This is a genomic window from Lederbergia graminis (assembly GCF_042655485.1).
GTDB classification, from domain to species: Bacteria; Bacillota; Bacilli; order Bacillales; family Bacillaceae_C; genus Lederbergia; species Lederbergia graminis.
This window is the reverse complement of record NZ_JBHSMC010000013.1, coordinates 56,808-71,998: the sequence shown is the minus strand read 5'-3', so window position 1 is coordinate 71,998 and position 15,191 is coordinate 56,808. Positions and strand designations below refer to the sequence as shown.

At 34.9% G+C, this 15,191-nt stretch carries 13 protein-coding genes; 8 read left to right on the top strand and 5 right to left on the bottom strand.

Features of this window, described 5'->3' with window-relative positions; genetic code table 11:
• Positions 1-130 precede the first annotated feature (130 nt).
• The 3 genes from ACFPM4_RS09535 to ACFPM4_RS09525 are packed head-to-tail and all read left to right on the top strand — an operon-like array spanning position 131 to position 2,681.
• A complete protein-coding gene (locus ACFPM4_RS09535) occupies positions 131-874 on the top strand; it encodes a metal ABC transporter ATP-binding protein (protein WP_382350675.1) in 744 nt (247 codons plus the stop codon).
• A complete protein-coding gene (locus ACFPM4_RS09530; RefSeq protein WP_382350672.1) occupies positions 874-1,737 on the top strand; it encodes a metal ABC transporter permease in 864 nt (287 codons plus the stop codon). The genes ACFPM4_RS09535 and ACFPM4_RS09530 overlap by 1 nt, the downstream gene beginning before the upstream one ends.
• A 14-nt stretch (positions 1,738-1,751) precedes the next feature.
• Positions 1,752-2,681, top strand: a complete 930-nt coding sequence (locus tag ACFPM4_RS09525; protein WP_382350669.1) for a metal ABC transporter solute-binding protein, Zn/Mn family — start codon at positions 1,752-1,754, stop codon at positions 2,679-2,681.
• A 298-nt stretch (positions 2,682-2,979) separates the two neighbouring features.
• Here the strand turns inward: ACFPM4_RS09525 and ACFPM4_RS09520 are convergent, their stop codons facing one another.
• Complete coding sequence (locus ACFPM4_RS09520; RefSeq protein ID WP_144921982.1) at positions 2,980-3,171, bottom strand: YbxH family protein; 192 nt, start codon at positions 3,169-3,171, stop codon at positions 2,980-2,982.
• 122 nt (positions 3,172-3,293) lie between these two features.
• Positions 3,294-5,207 (bottom strand): putative nucleotide-diphospho-sugar transferase, encoded by a 1,914-nt coding sequence (locus ACFPM4_RS09515; RefSeq protein ID WP_382350665.1) that lies wholly within the window; start codon positions 5,205-5,207, stop codon positions 3,294-3,296.
• A gap of 216 nt (positions 5,208-5,423) precedes the next feature.
• Here ACFPM4_RS09515 and rfbF point away from each other — a divergent pair, with 216 nt between their 5' ends.
• From rfbF to ACFPM4_RS09495, 4 genes are read left to right on the top strand one after another with little or no spacing between them, the layout of a single operon-like run.
• Positions 5,424-6,203, top strand: a complete 780-nt coding sequence (gene rfbF, locus ACFPM4_RS09510; protein ID WP_382350662.1) for a glucose-1-phosphate cytidylyltransferase — start codon at positions 5,424-5,426, stop codon at positions 6,201-6,203.
• Between the two features lies 1 nt (position 6,204).
• Positions 6,205-7,314 (top strand): CDP-glucose 4,6-dehydratase, encoded by a 1,110-nt coding sequence (gene rfbG / locus ACFPM4_RS09505; RefSeq protein ID WP_382350659.1) that lies wholly within the window; start codon positions 6,205-6,207, stop codon positions 7,312-7,314.
• A complete protein-coding gene (locus ACFPM4_RS09500; RefSeq protein WP_382350655.1) occupies positions 7,307-8,221 on the top strand; it encodes an NAD-dependent epimerase/dehydratase family protein in 915 nt (304 codons plus the stop codon). The genes rfbG and ACFPM4_RS09500 overlap by 8 nt, the downstream gene beginning before the upstream one ends.
• A 19-nt stretch (positions 8,222-8,240) precedes the next feature.
• A complete protein-coding gene (locus ACFPM4_RS09495; protein WP_382350652.1) occupies positions 8,241-8,771 on the top strand; it encodes an AAA family ATPase in 531 nt (176 codons plus the stop codon).
• Positions 8,772-8,891: 120 nt separating this feature from the next.
• On the opposite strand, the gene ACFPM4_RS09490 is transcribed toward ACFPM4_RS09495, so the two are convergent.
• Genes ACFPM4_RS09490 through ACFPM4_RS09480 form a run of 3 tightly spaced genes read right to left on the bottom strand, consistent with a single transcriptional unit; the run spans position 8,892 to position 12,027 of the window.
• Positions 8,892-10,529, bottom strand: coding sequence for a YndJ family protein (locus ACFPM4_RS09490; RefSeq protein ID WP_382350649.1), 1,638 nt, complete (start codon positions 10,527-10,529; stop codon positions 8,892-8,894).
• Positions 10,513-11,118, bottom strand: coding sequence for a DUF4166 domain-containing protein (locus tag ACFPM4_RS09485; protein WP_144921997.1), 606 nt, complete (start codon positions 11,116-11,118; stop codon positions 10,513-10,515). The genes ACFPM4_RS09490 and ACFPM4_RS09485 overlap by 17 nt, the downstream gene beginning before the upstream one ends.
• Before the next feature lie 6 nt (positions 11,119-11,124).
• Positions 11,125-12,027 (bottom strand): DoxX-like family protein, encoded by a 903-nt coding sequence (locus ACFPM4_RS09480; protein WP_382350647.1) that lies wholly within the window; start codon positions 12,025-12,027, stop codon positions 11,125-11,127.
• 216 nt (positions 12,028-12,243) lie between these two features.
• On the opposite strand from ACFPM4_RS09480, the gene ACFPM4_RS09475 reads away from it, so the two are divergent.
• Positions 12,244-14,739 carry a glycosyl hydrolase 115 family protein gene (locus ACFPM4_RS09475; RefSeq protein ID WP_382350645.1) on the top strand — a complete coding sequence of 832 codons (2,496 nt, stop codon included), beginning with the start codon at positions 12,244-12,246 and terminating at the stop codon, positions 14,737-14,739.
• Positions 14,740-15,191: the final 452 nt, after the last annotated feature.

Below are 15,191 nucleotides of genomic sequence, written 5' to 3'. Positions count from 1 at the left end.
ATGGAATACATTTTATAATTTGCATTAAGGCAACATTATTTACTTAGGGACAAAATTGTTCTTTAGGTAACAATTTGTGCGCTTGCTCATAAAATTAATAATCAATAATGAACAAAGGAGAAGAAGCGATATGGGGACAGCACTAGCTATAGAAGACCTGCATGTTTCTTATTATGGAACGGATGCAGTGAAAGGAGTGAGTCTTACTGTTGAAACTGGGAAGTTAGTAGGCATTATTGGACCCAATGGTGCAGGAAAATCTACATTTTTGAAGGCGGTCTTAAATCTTATCCCCAAAGATAAAGGAACCTTGTCTATTTTAGGTACATCCATCCAACAAGCAAGGAAGAAAATTGCATATGTACCGCAACGGAGCAATATTGATTGGGACTTTCCAATTACAGTATTAGACGCAGTGTTAATAGGGACGTATCCGCATCTAAATTGGTTTAGACGACCTAAGAAAGAACATAAAGAATGGGCAATTCAGTGTCTTGAAAGAGTAGGCATGCAAGAGTTTAGTAGACGGCAAATTGGAGAGCTTTCTGGAGGACAACAGCAACGAGTTTTTTTAGCAAGAGCATTAGCACAGAAAGCAGAGTTGTTTTTTTTAGATGAACCTTTTGTTGGTGTAGATATGACGAGTGAAGAGACAATCATTCAAATACTAAAAGAACTTTGCGAGCAAGGAAAAACAGTGATTGTCGTTCATCATGATCTGAGTAAGGCGAATGATTACTTCCAGGAATTAATTTTACTGAATAAAGAATTGGTCAGTTATGGAACCGTAGAAGAAGTGTTTCAGCCGGATATTATTTCAAAAGCCTATAGAGGCCAGTTTGCTTTTATTAATGAGATCGGAGTGTCTATGTAATGGAATTTATTGAGGCAGTCTTCCAGTACAGTTTTTTACAGAAAGCGTTAATTACATCTATTATCGTGGGGATAATTTGTGGGGTAATGGGCTGTTTTATCATACTTCGAGGAATGGCATTAATGGGAGATGCAATTTCACACGCAGTACTCCCGGGAGTAGCTTTCTCCTATATGTTAGGAATAAACTTCTTTTTTGGGGCAGTCATAAGTGGCGTTATTACTGCTATTGCAATTGGATTTGTATCGCAAAATAGTCGAATTAAGCATGATACATCCATTGGTATTATGTTCACCGCCGCATTTGCTGCAGGGATCATTATTATCACTATGTTAAAAAGCAGTACTGATTTATATCATATTTTATTTGGGAATGTTTTGGCAGTTAGAACTTCTGAAATGTGGATGACATTATTTATTGGAGTTTTTGTCATTCTAGCTGTCTATCTTTTCTATAAAGAATTGTTAGTGTCTTCGTTTGATCCGACGATGGCAGCTGCATATGGACTTCCAACTAAACTCATTCATTATTTTCTCATGACGTTATTAACGATGGTGACAGTAGCTTCCTTACAAACAGTAGGTATTGTATTGGTTGTAGCGATGCTAATTACACCTGCAGCTACAGCGTACTTACTTACAGAACGATTATGGATAATGATTCTTATCGCAGCAGGAATTGGGATAGTTTCAGCTACTATTGGTTTGTACTTTAGCTATACTCATAATCTTGCTTCAGGAGCAACCATTGTTATAACAGCAACAGTAATCTTTGGATTAGTATTTTTGTTTTCACCAAAACATGGAATTGTCTGGAAGGCATTTAAAACAAAAAGGAAAAGAGCCTCGTTGGCATTAAAATAAAAGGAGGGTAAAAGATGAAACATTATCTCAAATTTATAACCATTTTCATAGTAGGACTATTTCTACTAGGAGCATGTGGTAAGGGAAAGACAAGTGAAGAGGATAATGGAAAAGTAAAAGTAGTAACTACCTATTCGATCGTATATGACATTGTGAAGAATATCGGTGGTGACTTAGTAGAGATTCATAGTTTAGCGCCAATCGGATCGAATCCACATGAGTACGATCCACTTCCGGAAGACATAAAGAAAACAACCGATGCAGATGCTGTATTTTATAATGGACTTAATTTAGAAGCAGGAAACTCCTGGTTTGATAAGTTGATGGAAACTGCAAATAAGAATGGAAAAGATGCTCCGGTTTTCTTGATGAGTAAAGGAGTAGATGTGAAGTACCTTACAACGAAAGGGCAAGGTGAAGAAGATCCACATGCTTGGTTAGACATTAGAAATGGAATTAAATATGCAGAAAATGCAAGGGATGGCTTAATAAAAGTTGATCCAGATAATGCAGATATTTATAAGGAAAATGCAGAAAAGTATATTGCAAAACTACAAAAGCTTCATGATAACGCAGTGACACAATTTGAGGAAATTCCTGTAGAGGAACGTGTATTAGTTACGAGTGAAGGAGCTTTCAAGTATTTTAGTGATGCATATGGATTTACGGCAGAATATATTTGGGAAATAAATCAGGAAAATCAAGGAACTCCACAACAGATTACAAGAATAATAGATATTATTAAAAAGAAACAGATCAAAGGTTTATTCGTAGAAACTAGTATTGACCCAAGAAGTATGGAAGCAGTCTCATCAGAAACGAACGTTCCAATAATGGGGAAGGTTTTTACGGATTCTCTTGCAGAACCTGGTGAGGATGGAGATACGTACATCTCAATGATGGAATGGAATATAAAAACGATAAAAGAAGGGTTATTAAAATAACCGAAAAATAAACACTTATAAATTTGGGGAATTTTAATAGAAATACCTTGAGAAAGTGGTGAGACTGGGGAAAATAAACTATACGATGATAGTCCTTTTATTACGTTGGCTCTGTTAAAGTTCATTGTTGTGTTAACAACTTAGTTGATAGTAGCGGGTGTACATGAGACTCCCGCGGAAAGCGATTGTACAGGAGCGAAAATCAACAACAGAGTTTAACAGAGCTATTACGTTAACTTATTTTCACAGTCTCACCTTTTATATAAAGGCAGACGGATTACCTTTTTTCCCGTGAAATTCAAATCCCATGGGATTGGCAGTATGCATCGACAACCTGTTCAATTTGGCTAGGTTCAGGTGCTGCCCCTCTAAATTTAAATTTCAGTTCCTCTATAAACTCGCCATTTTGATAAACATGAATTGCTGCCTTTTGTTCAATGACACTATATTCCGGTTCGAATATATATCCACCACGTTCAATTGCACCCATGTAAACTCTCCTTTATTCCATTTTAACTGGTAATTTAATTTGTAGTTTATCCAATAATGAAAAAAACAACACTTTCTCCATTGAAAGTGTTGTTTTTTTAGAAATAAATTGTTAAAAACATCTTAAAATTTGTGTACGTTCATAGGAGTGTAATCAGGTGCTGTATGTGATAAATAATGAATTGTATTATCAATAGATAATAATTCCTCATATTTTTGCTGTAATGCTTTAATATAAGGGTTGTATAAGTTTTTTAATATACTTTTGGTGAAAGTGAGTTCCTCTAATTTCCATAAGTCATATTCATTTTCACTTAGCATTAGTAAACTACCAAAATGGAAACATACTATTTCCGTATTTTCAATAAGGATACGACTACCTTTACGTGTAACATCATTCCCATCAACCATTACAATATTCCATGGTGCAGCATCGATACCGATATTTTGGATGACTTTAATATTAATAAATTTATTCGGAATCTTATTTAGATACTTCTGATCTCCCCACTTATCGTCCTCATATTGGTCGTAGCACCATTCTAAACATTTTTCTTTCCACCATTTAAGGATTTTTAAACTATTTTCTTCACGTTTGAAACCTAGGAGACCAGCTTGATAGATACCATGTTTGTGTTCTATCATTCTGGTACTTCTTTGTTTACATAAGAAAATAGAATAAGTAGACCATTCGTCTAAAATTGGTTTAGGACTGGAAAAGAAATACATATCGGCATCACAATAAATAATATAATCAATCTCACTGTAATGTTTTAGAATATGCTCACATAAAGGAGCTTTCATAGTCCAACAACATTCTGTAAGACTTCTTTTCTCACTAAGTTTGGCGATCATATTGTTTTCAATTTCACTAACAGGAATTAGTGTTACATTCTTTAGATTTAACTTTGATAATATATTCAAGCTTTCCGAATCCATACAACAAATCCATAAATGGAATTCGTCCCCAAGATTTAGTAAAGATTGATGGAATGCCAAGCCCTTTACCAAGTATTCTTTACTAATAATCGTAGCCATACAATAAAATTCATCGGTTTGGTCCATTTTTCTCCGAAACGTTGTGTACTTATAATAACTTTTCACATTTGATTTTTTACTATAAAAATGGTTTACATCATATCCTCTGTTTTTTAAATCTTGAATTATTTCACGGATTTTCTCTATATAAGGAATGTAAATGTTATTTTTTATCGTACTTCTTATTTTCAGAGTATCTAAACTCCAAAGATCAAATTCATCTTCATTAAAGATGGAGAAGCAAGCAAAATGGTAGGCTACCAGCTTATTCTTTTCAATATATAATGAATCATTTTTCTTTTCTATACGATAGTTATTGTTGTAGATGCAGTTCCAAGGTGCTGCATCAATACCTAAATGTTCCGATATCCTAACATTTGAAAACATGTTTGGAATTTCATCTAAATACTTCTGATCACCGAAGCGTTCTTTATCAGGTAAAGCGAAACACCATTCTTCACATTTTTTCTGCCACCATTTTAAAGACTCAAGGCCAATAGTATCATGTCGAAATCCGATAACTCCTGCTTGGTATTTTCCGTATTTTTTTTCTACCCATTCTGCATCACGTTGTGGACACAAATAAATGGATGCATTACCCCATTCTTCGAAAATCTCATTTGGATCAGAAAAAAAGTAAATATCACCGTCACAATATAAGACAGACTCCAAATTATATCTTGTTAGCAAATAATGAATCAGTGGTGCTTTCAGTGTCCAACAGTATTCGTTCAATTTACGTTGTTGCTTAATTAACCGTAAGTTAATGTCTTCCACTTCTTTGACAGAGAATATCACCATATGCTGGAAATTCATTTCTTTGAGAAATGAAATTGTTTCTTGATCCATACAACAAACCCATAGTTTAAAATTTTTTGAATGTGTAACAAGAGAATAGTACATAGCTAATATTCGCAGTATATAATCCTTACTTGCTGTAACGCATATATGGTTGAGATTATCGTTATTCTTTGTATCTCCAATTACTGTGTTAAACATTTTTTTTTCTTCTAGAAATTTTTTTATAGAATTTAAAAAACTCTCCTTCGGCAATTTATATCATCCCTTCTCCTGTTTTATTTCTGGATAATATATGAACGCTTGTATAGTTTGTATAGTATATTAGCTTGTTTTTTTCCAAATATAGGTACTTGTACAACCAAAAGTTTAATAATGCACATATTATTGCTTAAATTGAAAAAAAGGAGGATATAAATGAAAGTCGTTATTTTAGCTGGAGGATTAGGTACAAGAATAAGTGAAGAAACAAAAATAAAGCCAAAACCAATGGTTGAAATAGGAGGGATGCCGATTTTATGGCATATCATGAAGATCTACTCCTCATATGGCTATAATGAGTTCATCATTTGCCTTGGATATAAAGGAAATGTAATTAAGGAGTTTTTCTCACAGTATATGTTGCAAAAATCGGATGTTACGTACAACTTCACAAAGGAAACAATTGAGTTTACTATCCACAGAAATGAAGTAGAAAATTGGAAAGTAACTTTAGTTGAAACAGGAGAGCATTCAATGACTGGTGGTAGAGTAGGAAGAGTGAAACCTTATATTAATGATGAAACGTTCATGTTGACATATGGTGATGGTTTGGCAGACATCGATATTAGAATGTTAGTTAATTCACATAAACAACATGGAAAATATGCCACTCTAACAGCAGTTCAACCAGAGGGTAGGTTTGGCTCACTAGATATATCAAGTACAAATGAAATAAATAAGTTTATCGAGAAGCCACAAGGTGACGGCCATTGGATTAATGGTGGATTCTTTGTATTAGAACCGGAAGTTTTTGAATATATCGAAGGTGATGATAGTGTATTTGAAACGGATGTATTACCAAAACTGGCAGAAGAAAATCAATTAATGTCTTTTAAACATCAAGGATTCTGGAAACCAATGGATACTTTACGTGACAGAAATCAATTAGACGAATTATGGAACACAGGTAATCCACCATGGAAGAAGTGGTCATAAGATGATAAATGCTTCTTTTTGGAAAAATAAAAGAGTTTTTTTAACCGGTCATACCGGTTTTAAAGGAGCTTGGTTAAGTTTATGGTTAACCAAGATGGGGGCAAAGGTAACTGGATATGCACTAGCACCTTCTACACATCCGAATCTGTATGAATTAGCTAGGTTAGATGATTTAGTAGACTCCTATATTGCTGATATTAATGATAGTGAGAAATTAAAAAATGCATTATACGATGCAAACCCAGAAATAGTTATTCATATGGCTGCTCAGCCGCTCGTAGGAATTTCGTACAAGGATCCAGTCATGACATTTCAAACTAATGTACAGGGCACAGTTAATCTTCTGGAAGCAGTAAGGTATGCGATTGAACGGGGACGTAAGATTCAAGCTGTCGTTAATGTTACAACAGATAAATGTTATGAAAACAAAGAGTGGTTATGGGGTTATCGAGAAATCGATCCACTAGGTGGAAAGGACCCATACTCTGCAAGTAAAGCATGCTCAGAGCTTGTGACAGCAGCGTATCGTCACTCTTTTTTCCATCCTAATCAAATAAATGATCATGGGGTTGTGCTTGCTTCAGCAAGAGCGGGAAATGTAATTGGAGGGGGAGATTGGTCACAAGATCGCTTAATCCCTCAATGCTTGGAAGCGATAGTAAATCAAAATGAGATTAAACTACGCCGTCCAAATGCGGTTCGACCATGGCAACATGTATTAGAGCCATTAAGTGGTTATTTGTTATTGATACAGAAAATCTATGAGGGCAAGGAAACATATGCCGATGCATGGAACTTTGGACCAGAATATAATGATTGTAGGTCAGTAGGTGAAGTGGTAAATCAATTAATAGAAATGTGTGGTACGGATATAAAAGTTGAAGCTTTTCCTGACATACCATATCAAGAATCTGATTTACTAATGTTGGATTGTTCAAAAGCAAAAAGTATCCTTGGCTGGCAACCACTTTGGAATTTAACAAATGCTTTGCAGTATATAGTTGAATGGCATATGGCGTACCAAAAAAACGAGAATATGCGAGATATCACAGTTGAGCAAATAAATCAGTATATGAGTGGATTAGCAGTAAGAGATGTTCAAAATGAGTAGCTTAAAAGATATTCCTGTTTTGATAACAGGAGCAACAGGATATATAGGTAGTTGTTTAGCAAAGAGGTTGGTGACCATCGGTTGCAAAGTTTCTGTATTAGTTCGATCATCATCTAAGCTAACATTAATCGAGCCTATATGTGAAAAAATAGACATATATCAATATGATGGAACCTACGAATCAGTAGAAAATTCAATTAAGCTAGCAAAGCCTCAAATTGTTTATCACCTAGCCTCTTTTGCTTCCATTCAATACAAATCTTCAGATATTAACAACATGGTTCATAGCAACGTACTATTTGGTACATTTCTTGCTGAAGCGATGGTTAATTGCAATGTGAAATATTTAATTAACACTAGCTCGTATTCACAGCATGTAAATCAGGAACAGTATAATCCAAATAGTCTATATGCAGCAACGAAGCAAGCTTATGAAGATATACTACGGTTTTATTCAACGAAGTTAAATATAATTAATCTTGTATTATTTGATAACTTTGGACCTAATGATCCGCGGCCGAAAATAATGAACCTTTTGTATCAATCATTTGTTGAAAAAAGTACTTTATTAATGTCACCAGGAGAACAGTATCTAGATCTTTTATATATAGAGAATGTGATTGATGCCTATATAGTAGCAGCAAAGCACTTAAGTACGGGGCGTATTAAGGGGTTTGAGAGATTTTCCGTAAGTAGTGAAAATCGTATTAAGCTTAAAGAACTAGTCCGCCTCTTTGAACAGATAGCAAAAAGTACCATCGATGTGAGATGGGACTTAGATTATCGACCAGGAGAGATTATGGTTCCATGGAATAAAGGTAGGTTGCTACCTGATTGGCAACCAAGAATACCTTTGGAGGATGGAATTCGATTACTAATAACTAAAAATCATGAAAAGAAAACATAAAAAAGTAGGTGATAAAATAATGAGGAAGACTGTTGTGTTAATAAGCGGACCGAGTGGTATTGGAAAAACAACTTTACGCTTACTATTAAGAAATGAATTAGGTAAGTATTATAATAATAAAATAGCAGGTATTGATATAGATAATATTTATGGATTCATTGATCCTAGCTTTGTTGCACCTGATTATTTGGAAATATGGAAAAAAGCTAGGCAAAACACAGGCACATTAGCGAATGGTTTTTTTAACAGTGATATTGATGTAGTATTTATTTTTGGGAATACAATTTTTAGAAAAGACCAAGTGGATGATGTATTAAGTAATATTAATAGAGATGTAGTTACTCACCATATAACACTATATGCGAATAAAAATACACTTGCAGAGCGCTTGAAAAAACGTCAATATGCTGTACCAAAATGGATAACGGAACATTTAGCAGAGAGGGAGCCATTTTTAAATGAGTCATGGACCACTCTTATAGATAATTCCACCTTTAGCCCCGAGCGCACATTACAAATCATACACCAAATTATTAAAAATAAAAGTTAATATGTCATTGTGGAGTGCAGTTCCCGATAGGGCTAAGGAATGTGTGTGAAAGAATTGATTTAAACAAAAATGCTTAAATTAAAATGCCAAACTAACTACATTCAGAAAGTTAGTTTGGCTTCAATTCATTACTGTTCTTTCGTTTATACCGTCATTATTAGCAAATGTTTTCTTCACAATATCATAATTAATTGTTAAAAAGTGGATCCCAAAAATCCACATGCAATGTGTTGCGATTAATTTTCCATTATCAACTTCTTCTATATGAAATTCCTCAGCGATAGGTAATTTAGGTAACAGTTTCCCTATTGCAAGATATATTCCAGCTTCATCGTCTTCTTTGCCTTTACTACTTAAAATAAGATGATGCTCATTTTGCTCTAACTTTAAAATACCAACCATAGTTGATGCTGGAAGGGGAAGTGCGATATTCATATATGTTCTATCCTTTGATACATGCTCAGAATAAAGTGCTACAAAGATTACGTTATCTTTGATCTTTCGCACCCAAGCTCTTGGTGCTTTCCTTCCATCTAATTCACGTTTAATAGAAAGGATGTCTCCTGTCATTTCTACCTTTTTCTTCGTAATGGGTAAGTTGATCTGTTGTACTCGTTGACTAATTAATCGATACATAAAAGCGAGTGGTATAAACCACCAATGCCATTTTACTTGTGCATATAATTTATAATTTTTAGTGTTTTCATAGAAGTCTTTAATAGTAGGCGCTAAAGTTGAAACATTTACTTGTGGCTCATATGAATCCATAGAATCTACAAGACCTTGTACAGGATGTTTACGATTTACAATGTTTTCTATTATTTTTTCACCAATTACACCTTTGCCACGAATGTTGCTTACAGGCAAGTTTGTCCGTTTCTTAGGTTCCGGAATGGATATGGACCAGCCTATTATCCCTACTAATGCAAATACAATGCAATTTAAAAACCCATGAAATAACAGCATAAAATCAATATCCACAATTATTAGACCTAATGCATTTCCAATAGCATAAAGAAAGGAGAAAAAGATGGTTACGCCTAAAGAACAAAAGGAAATGAAAATCATCCATTTCTGTTTAAGACTAGAAATTGGTGCTTTCATAGACAAATATATGAATCCGTAAATACCAGCAATGTATAAGACAACTGAAAAAAGTTCGACCCAATGGGAAAATGTAATCCCTAAAGCTACAATGATAGGTGAAATCAGGATGATGGTGCATATGTAATGATAAGAAATAGGTTTATATATTCTCCCTAAAAAGCCAGTGAAAACAGGGAGAAGGAAGGCGGAATAATGAAAATGTATACTTGTTAACCATGTTATTAATGGTGGAAACCCAGTTTCAATATTCAATTCAAAGGCGAAGAACCATATCCCTCCCATTACTAAATAAATGAGACCGAGGTTAATCGAGAACTCCTCTAGCTGAGTACAACCAATACGTAAAAAACGGACTACGCCATATATTGCCACACAGAAAGTAAATAATAAATAAATGGTCGCTAGTAACCAATCCAATGGAGTTTGATCTGTTATCTTTAACAAAGCTATAGAAATGTAAACTGGAATGGCAAAGAAGAAATACCATTTACGGAACCATGCATCATCTTTAAAAATGAAATGAAGTGCTGTTGGTATGTAAATTAATTGAGCAACAGTTAATAAACTGTATGGCCATTTATCTAAACTAAATATAGTTACGATTAAAAATAACAGAACATGAACAAAAGTATATTTATAAAATGTCTTCATCCTTAAATTCTCCCTCATAGGCAAAAACTGTTCCAATTAAAGGATTTTTAACATTCACCTTAATTTGGTATGCGTGTATTTTTTCATTATAATTTTCTGTCACAGTTGCAAGTCCTTGCAAAAATTTCGGCAGTGGAATTTCCAACTTACCTAGTACTAGTCTTTGTTTCTTTGATAGTATTTGTAAAGCTCCTCCGTCTGTCGTAAAAAACATAAGATCTGAATATACTAAACTCGGTTCCCCAAGATAGTCCTTAATTATATTTCGCTCCATATCCAAGCTCATAAGTGCATTGAAGAAGCGTTTTTTCTCTTTAAAATAAAATATTCTTTCCCAATGTATTTGTCGTTCTCCATTTGCCCCAATACGTGGAGTATTTGTAATTGTAAAATGTATATTTTTACCGTGTTCCGGAAATAGCAATTTTCGTTTAACTCCTAATCTAAGAAGGGGAGCAAGTAACTTAGGTGCTCCTTGAATTTTATACATTACTCCAGTAGCTCGAAATGATGTGGATTCATATCTTTGCTGAAGCTTAGGATGAAGTTTGAAAAATTCATTGCCCATTACTTGTTTGTAAATAGACATCAGTGATCACCTCTTTCTCTTACAAGTTCGTGCGGATGGGATATCTTTGTATAGTACATAGCCAATAATGGATAAAACGAATAAGGCTATATTAAACGTTAACGGATTAAATGGATGTAACAAATAATTAGAATTACCTATAATAGCTGCTCCGGCAAGAAAAGGAAATGCAAGCATTTGTAATAGGAAAAGTTTTCTCTTTTTCCGATAAAATAACAATATAATACCAAAAGTAATTTCTGCGAGACCTATTAATCTCGTAATTAGCTTTGCTGGATCATCATTAATAGAAATTAAGTTTTGTAACATGATTAATTCTTCTGCATGTGTATGTGTAATTTTAGGAACTAGTCCATGATATAACCAAACGAAAAAGAAAAGGAGGGTAATCATCCAACTGCAGAAGAATCGGATATATTGTGATTTTGGTAGCTCACCTTGTTCAAGCCACCTTTTTACCACATCAAAGCTAAGTGCGGTTGCCCAACCAATTAGCGGACGGAAAATGAAGTAATCAAACACCTTCCCAATTTTTCCAAAGTTCACATCATAGTCGTATTGAGTTGAAAAGTTGATTACATTGCCATTCGGCTTGTACTTCCAGTATCCTCTTCCTTCACGGATGATTGAAATTGCTTGATCAGTTCCGAAGTGGAGAGAGGAAGTGCGTGAACCATCTTCTCCATTAAAATTACCGACACTTTTTCCCCAACCAGCAATTTTTAAGCCGAAGCCAATCTTCGTTTCATATGTAAACAGTTGTGGTTCATTTTCCTGTTTATGCTTATAAGTAATCGAGGAAAAACGTAAATCCCATTGCTCATGCATATGTGGTTGCTGTGTGACTTCCCATAGCTCATTCATCTTACTCAGTATCGGTATTTCTACATAAATAGGTTTCGTTTTCATTCGTCTCACCTCAAAAAAAGCTTAACATATAATTCCTATTTAACAACATACCTTTATCTTGTATAAAACCGACTTACTTGTAATGAATGAATCCAGGAATGACAATGTGCTAGTAAAAGAAGTAAAGAGATGTTACAAATGTCATAAAACGAGATGTTGAAAGTGCTTACATACTAATGTATGTTTTCATTATAATGATATTTTAGGAGAGTTATAATGAATTTTAATGTAGCGAAACAGGATTATGTAGCTGATTTGTATTTGGAAGAAACAGCGTTATCAGGTGTCGTGAAAATTGCGGAAAAGGTTGCAGCAGATATTGAACTCGTAAGTGGAAAAAGACCACGTATCAAAAGAGAGTTATCTGATGCATCAAGAACGGTTATTGCTGTTCTTACAGTGGGGCATAGTGAGTTAGCAAAGTCATTACCTCAAGCAAAGGAAATAGAAGGTAAAAGGGAAGTTTTCTCTATTTTCTTTGCCAAAGACTTAGTTCCAGGCTCAGACAATACGCTTGTCATTTTAGGTAGCGACAAAAGAGGAACCATTTATGGTCTATTCACGCTTTCTGAAAAAATTGGCGTGTCACCACTATTATATTGGGGTGACAGCAAGCCTATAAAGAAAGAAGAAATCAGTTTAGGGCAGGATTTTGTACAAGTATCTAAAGAGCCATCCGTGAAATATAGAGGATTTTTCATCAATGATGAATGGCCAGCATTTGGAAATTGGACGATGAAATCTTTTGGCGGATTTAATGCAAATATGTATGATCACGTATTTGAACTCCTTCTAAGATTAAAAGGAAATTATCTATGGCCGGCAATGTGGTCCTCGAGCTTTTCACTTGATGGTCCTGGCTTGTTATCTGCAGAACTAGCGGATGAATATGGAGTGATTATTGGATCTTCTCACCATGAGCCATGCTGTAGAGCAGGAGAGGAATTTAAGCATTTTAAAGGGGAAGATTCGATTTATGGTAATGAATGGAGCTTTATTAACAACAAGGAAGGCATAACAAAGTTTTGGGAAGATGGGCTTAAAAGGAACGGTAAATTTGAAAACCTCATTACAATTGGTATGAGAGGTGAAGCTGATTCACTTTTACTTCGACATGACAGCTCTCTAGAAGAAAATATTAATGTGTTACGAGATATTATAACGACACAACACAATCTAATGCGAGAAATAATAAATCCTGATATAACGAAGATTCCTCGAGTATTTGTTATTTATAAGGAAGTCGAGAAGTTTTTCTATGGAAATGAACATACAGAAGGTTTAATTGATTGGGAGGAACTAGATGGAGTTACGCTCATGCTTGCTGACGATAACTTCCAAAATGTCCGTACATTGCCACGAGAAGACTTACGAGACCGTGATGGTGGATGGGGAATGTATTACCACTTTGATTATCATGGAGCACCAACTTCATATGAATGGGTGAATTCAACCCATCTCTCCAAGGTGTGGGAACAGATGACAATGGCCTGGGAGTTTGGAGTGAGAGAGGCTTGGATTGTGAACGTAGGAGATATAAAACCACAGGAGCTCCCTCTATCTTACTTCATGGCTTTAGCTTATGACTTTGAGAAGTGGGGGACTACTGCACCTAACAAATGTGATGAATTTCTTGAAGATTGGGTAGCGCAGCAATTCCCTGCACTCGGCAAATTGGAACAAAGTGAGATCTTTTACGTGCTAGATAAGTATACGTACTTAAATAGTATTCGCAGACCAGAAGTAGTGAAGCCTGAGGTTTATAGTATAGAACATTACCGTGAGGCAGAGAGAATTTTAGAACTGGTTGCAGAAATAGAAAGCAAGTGTGAAAAGCTAAGAGCCATAATGCCTTCAGAGAATTTGGATAGTTTTATTGGCTTAGTTTATTTTCCGGCGGTTGCTTCTGCAAATCTTATTAAGATGAGTATTTATGCAGCATATAGTCAGTACTTTGCAAAGCTTTCTCTACCGATTGCTAATACTTTTGCGGATAAAGTGGAAGCGGGAATAAAGCGAGATAATGAACTAACAGATGAATATCATACCATTGCTGATGGTAAATGGTATGGGATGGGGCTCTCTAAGCATTTCTGCTTTGAATCCTGGAATGATGAAGGTTGGCATTACCCAGAAGTAGCAAGAGTGGATATAGAAGTTCCTCGGAAAACATTTGTGGAGACAGAAGGGTATATTGCAATCAATGCTCATAATTTTGCAGAAAGCACTACGTTCAGTGATGATAAGTGGATTGTCCTAGAGAATTTTGGGAAAACAGGAACTGGGGTGAAGGCATATCCATTTACAAAATCATTTGCTGCAGAGGAAGATGCACCAACACTGACGTACAATATTTATGTTACGGAATCAGGGGAGTATGAAGTGGAATGCTATACTTCTCCTAGCAACCCTGTGTATGCAGGTGGAAAGTTAAGATATGCCATTTCTGCTAATGATAATCCGTTTCAAGTTGTTAACTCAGTATCAGAAGATTTTGTAGGTGGAGATTATTACAATCGCCCATGGTCTATCGGTGTAACGGACAATATTCATAAAAGTAAAAACAAGGTTAATTTAAATAAAGGCTTGAACAAGATAACGTACAAGGCAGTTGATCCGGCAGTTGTACTGGAAAGAATCATAATTTATAGAACAAATAATCCAGTGAAACCATCGTATCTAGGACCAGAAGAGAGCCTATATACTAACTAAAAAGAAGCATATAAAATCGTCCTTCTTAAAGGAGGACGATTTTCTTTGTATCACAACACAAATTTAATCACGAGCTAAACTGGTGATGGATTCTAATAGACATTTCGTTTTGTAATCTTGAGTGAAATGTCCAATAGGGTGTTTCTAATGGACAGTTAGCTATGTAATATTGTTTGAAATGTCCAATAGGATTTTTCTAATGGACACTTGGCTATGAATTCTTGGATGAAATGTCTAATAGAGCGGTATTAATCGACACTACATATTACAATCTAAGTCAAAATGTCTAATTGAAATTTTCAAATCGCAATTTCACATTAATACTCCATAAAATATAACAAGAAAAAAGGTATCCGACGAGTCATGTATGATGACTTATTGGATACCTTTTTCAATTAGCTCTGTTAAACTCTGTTGTTGATTTTCGCTCCTGTACACTCGCTTTCCGCGGG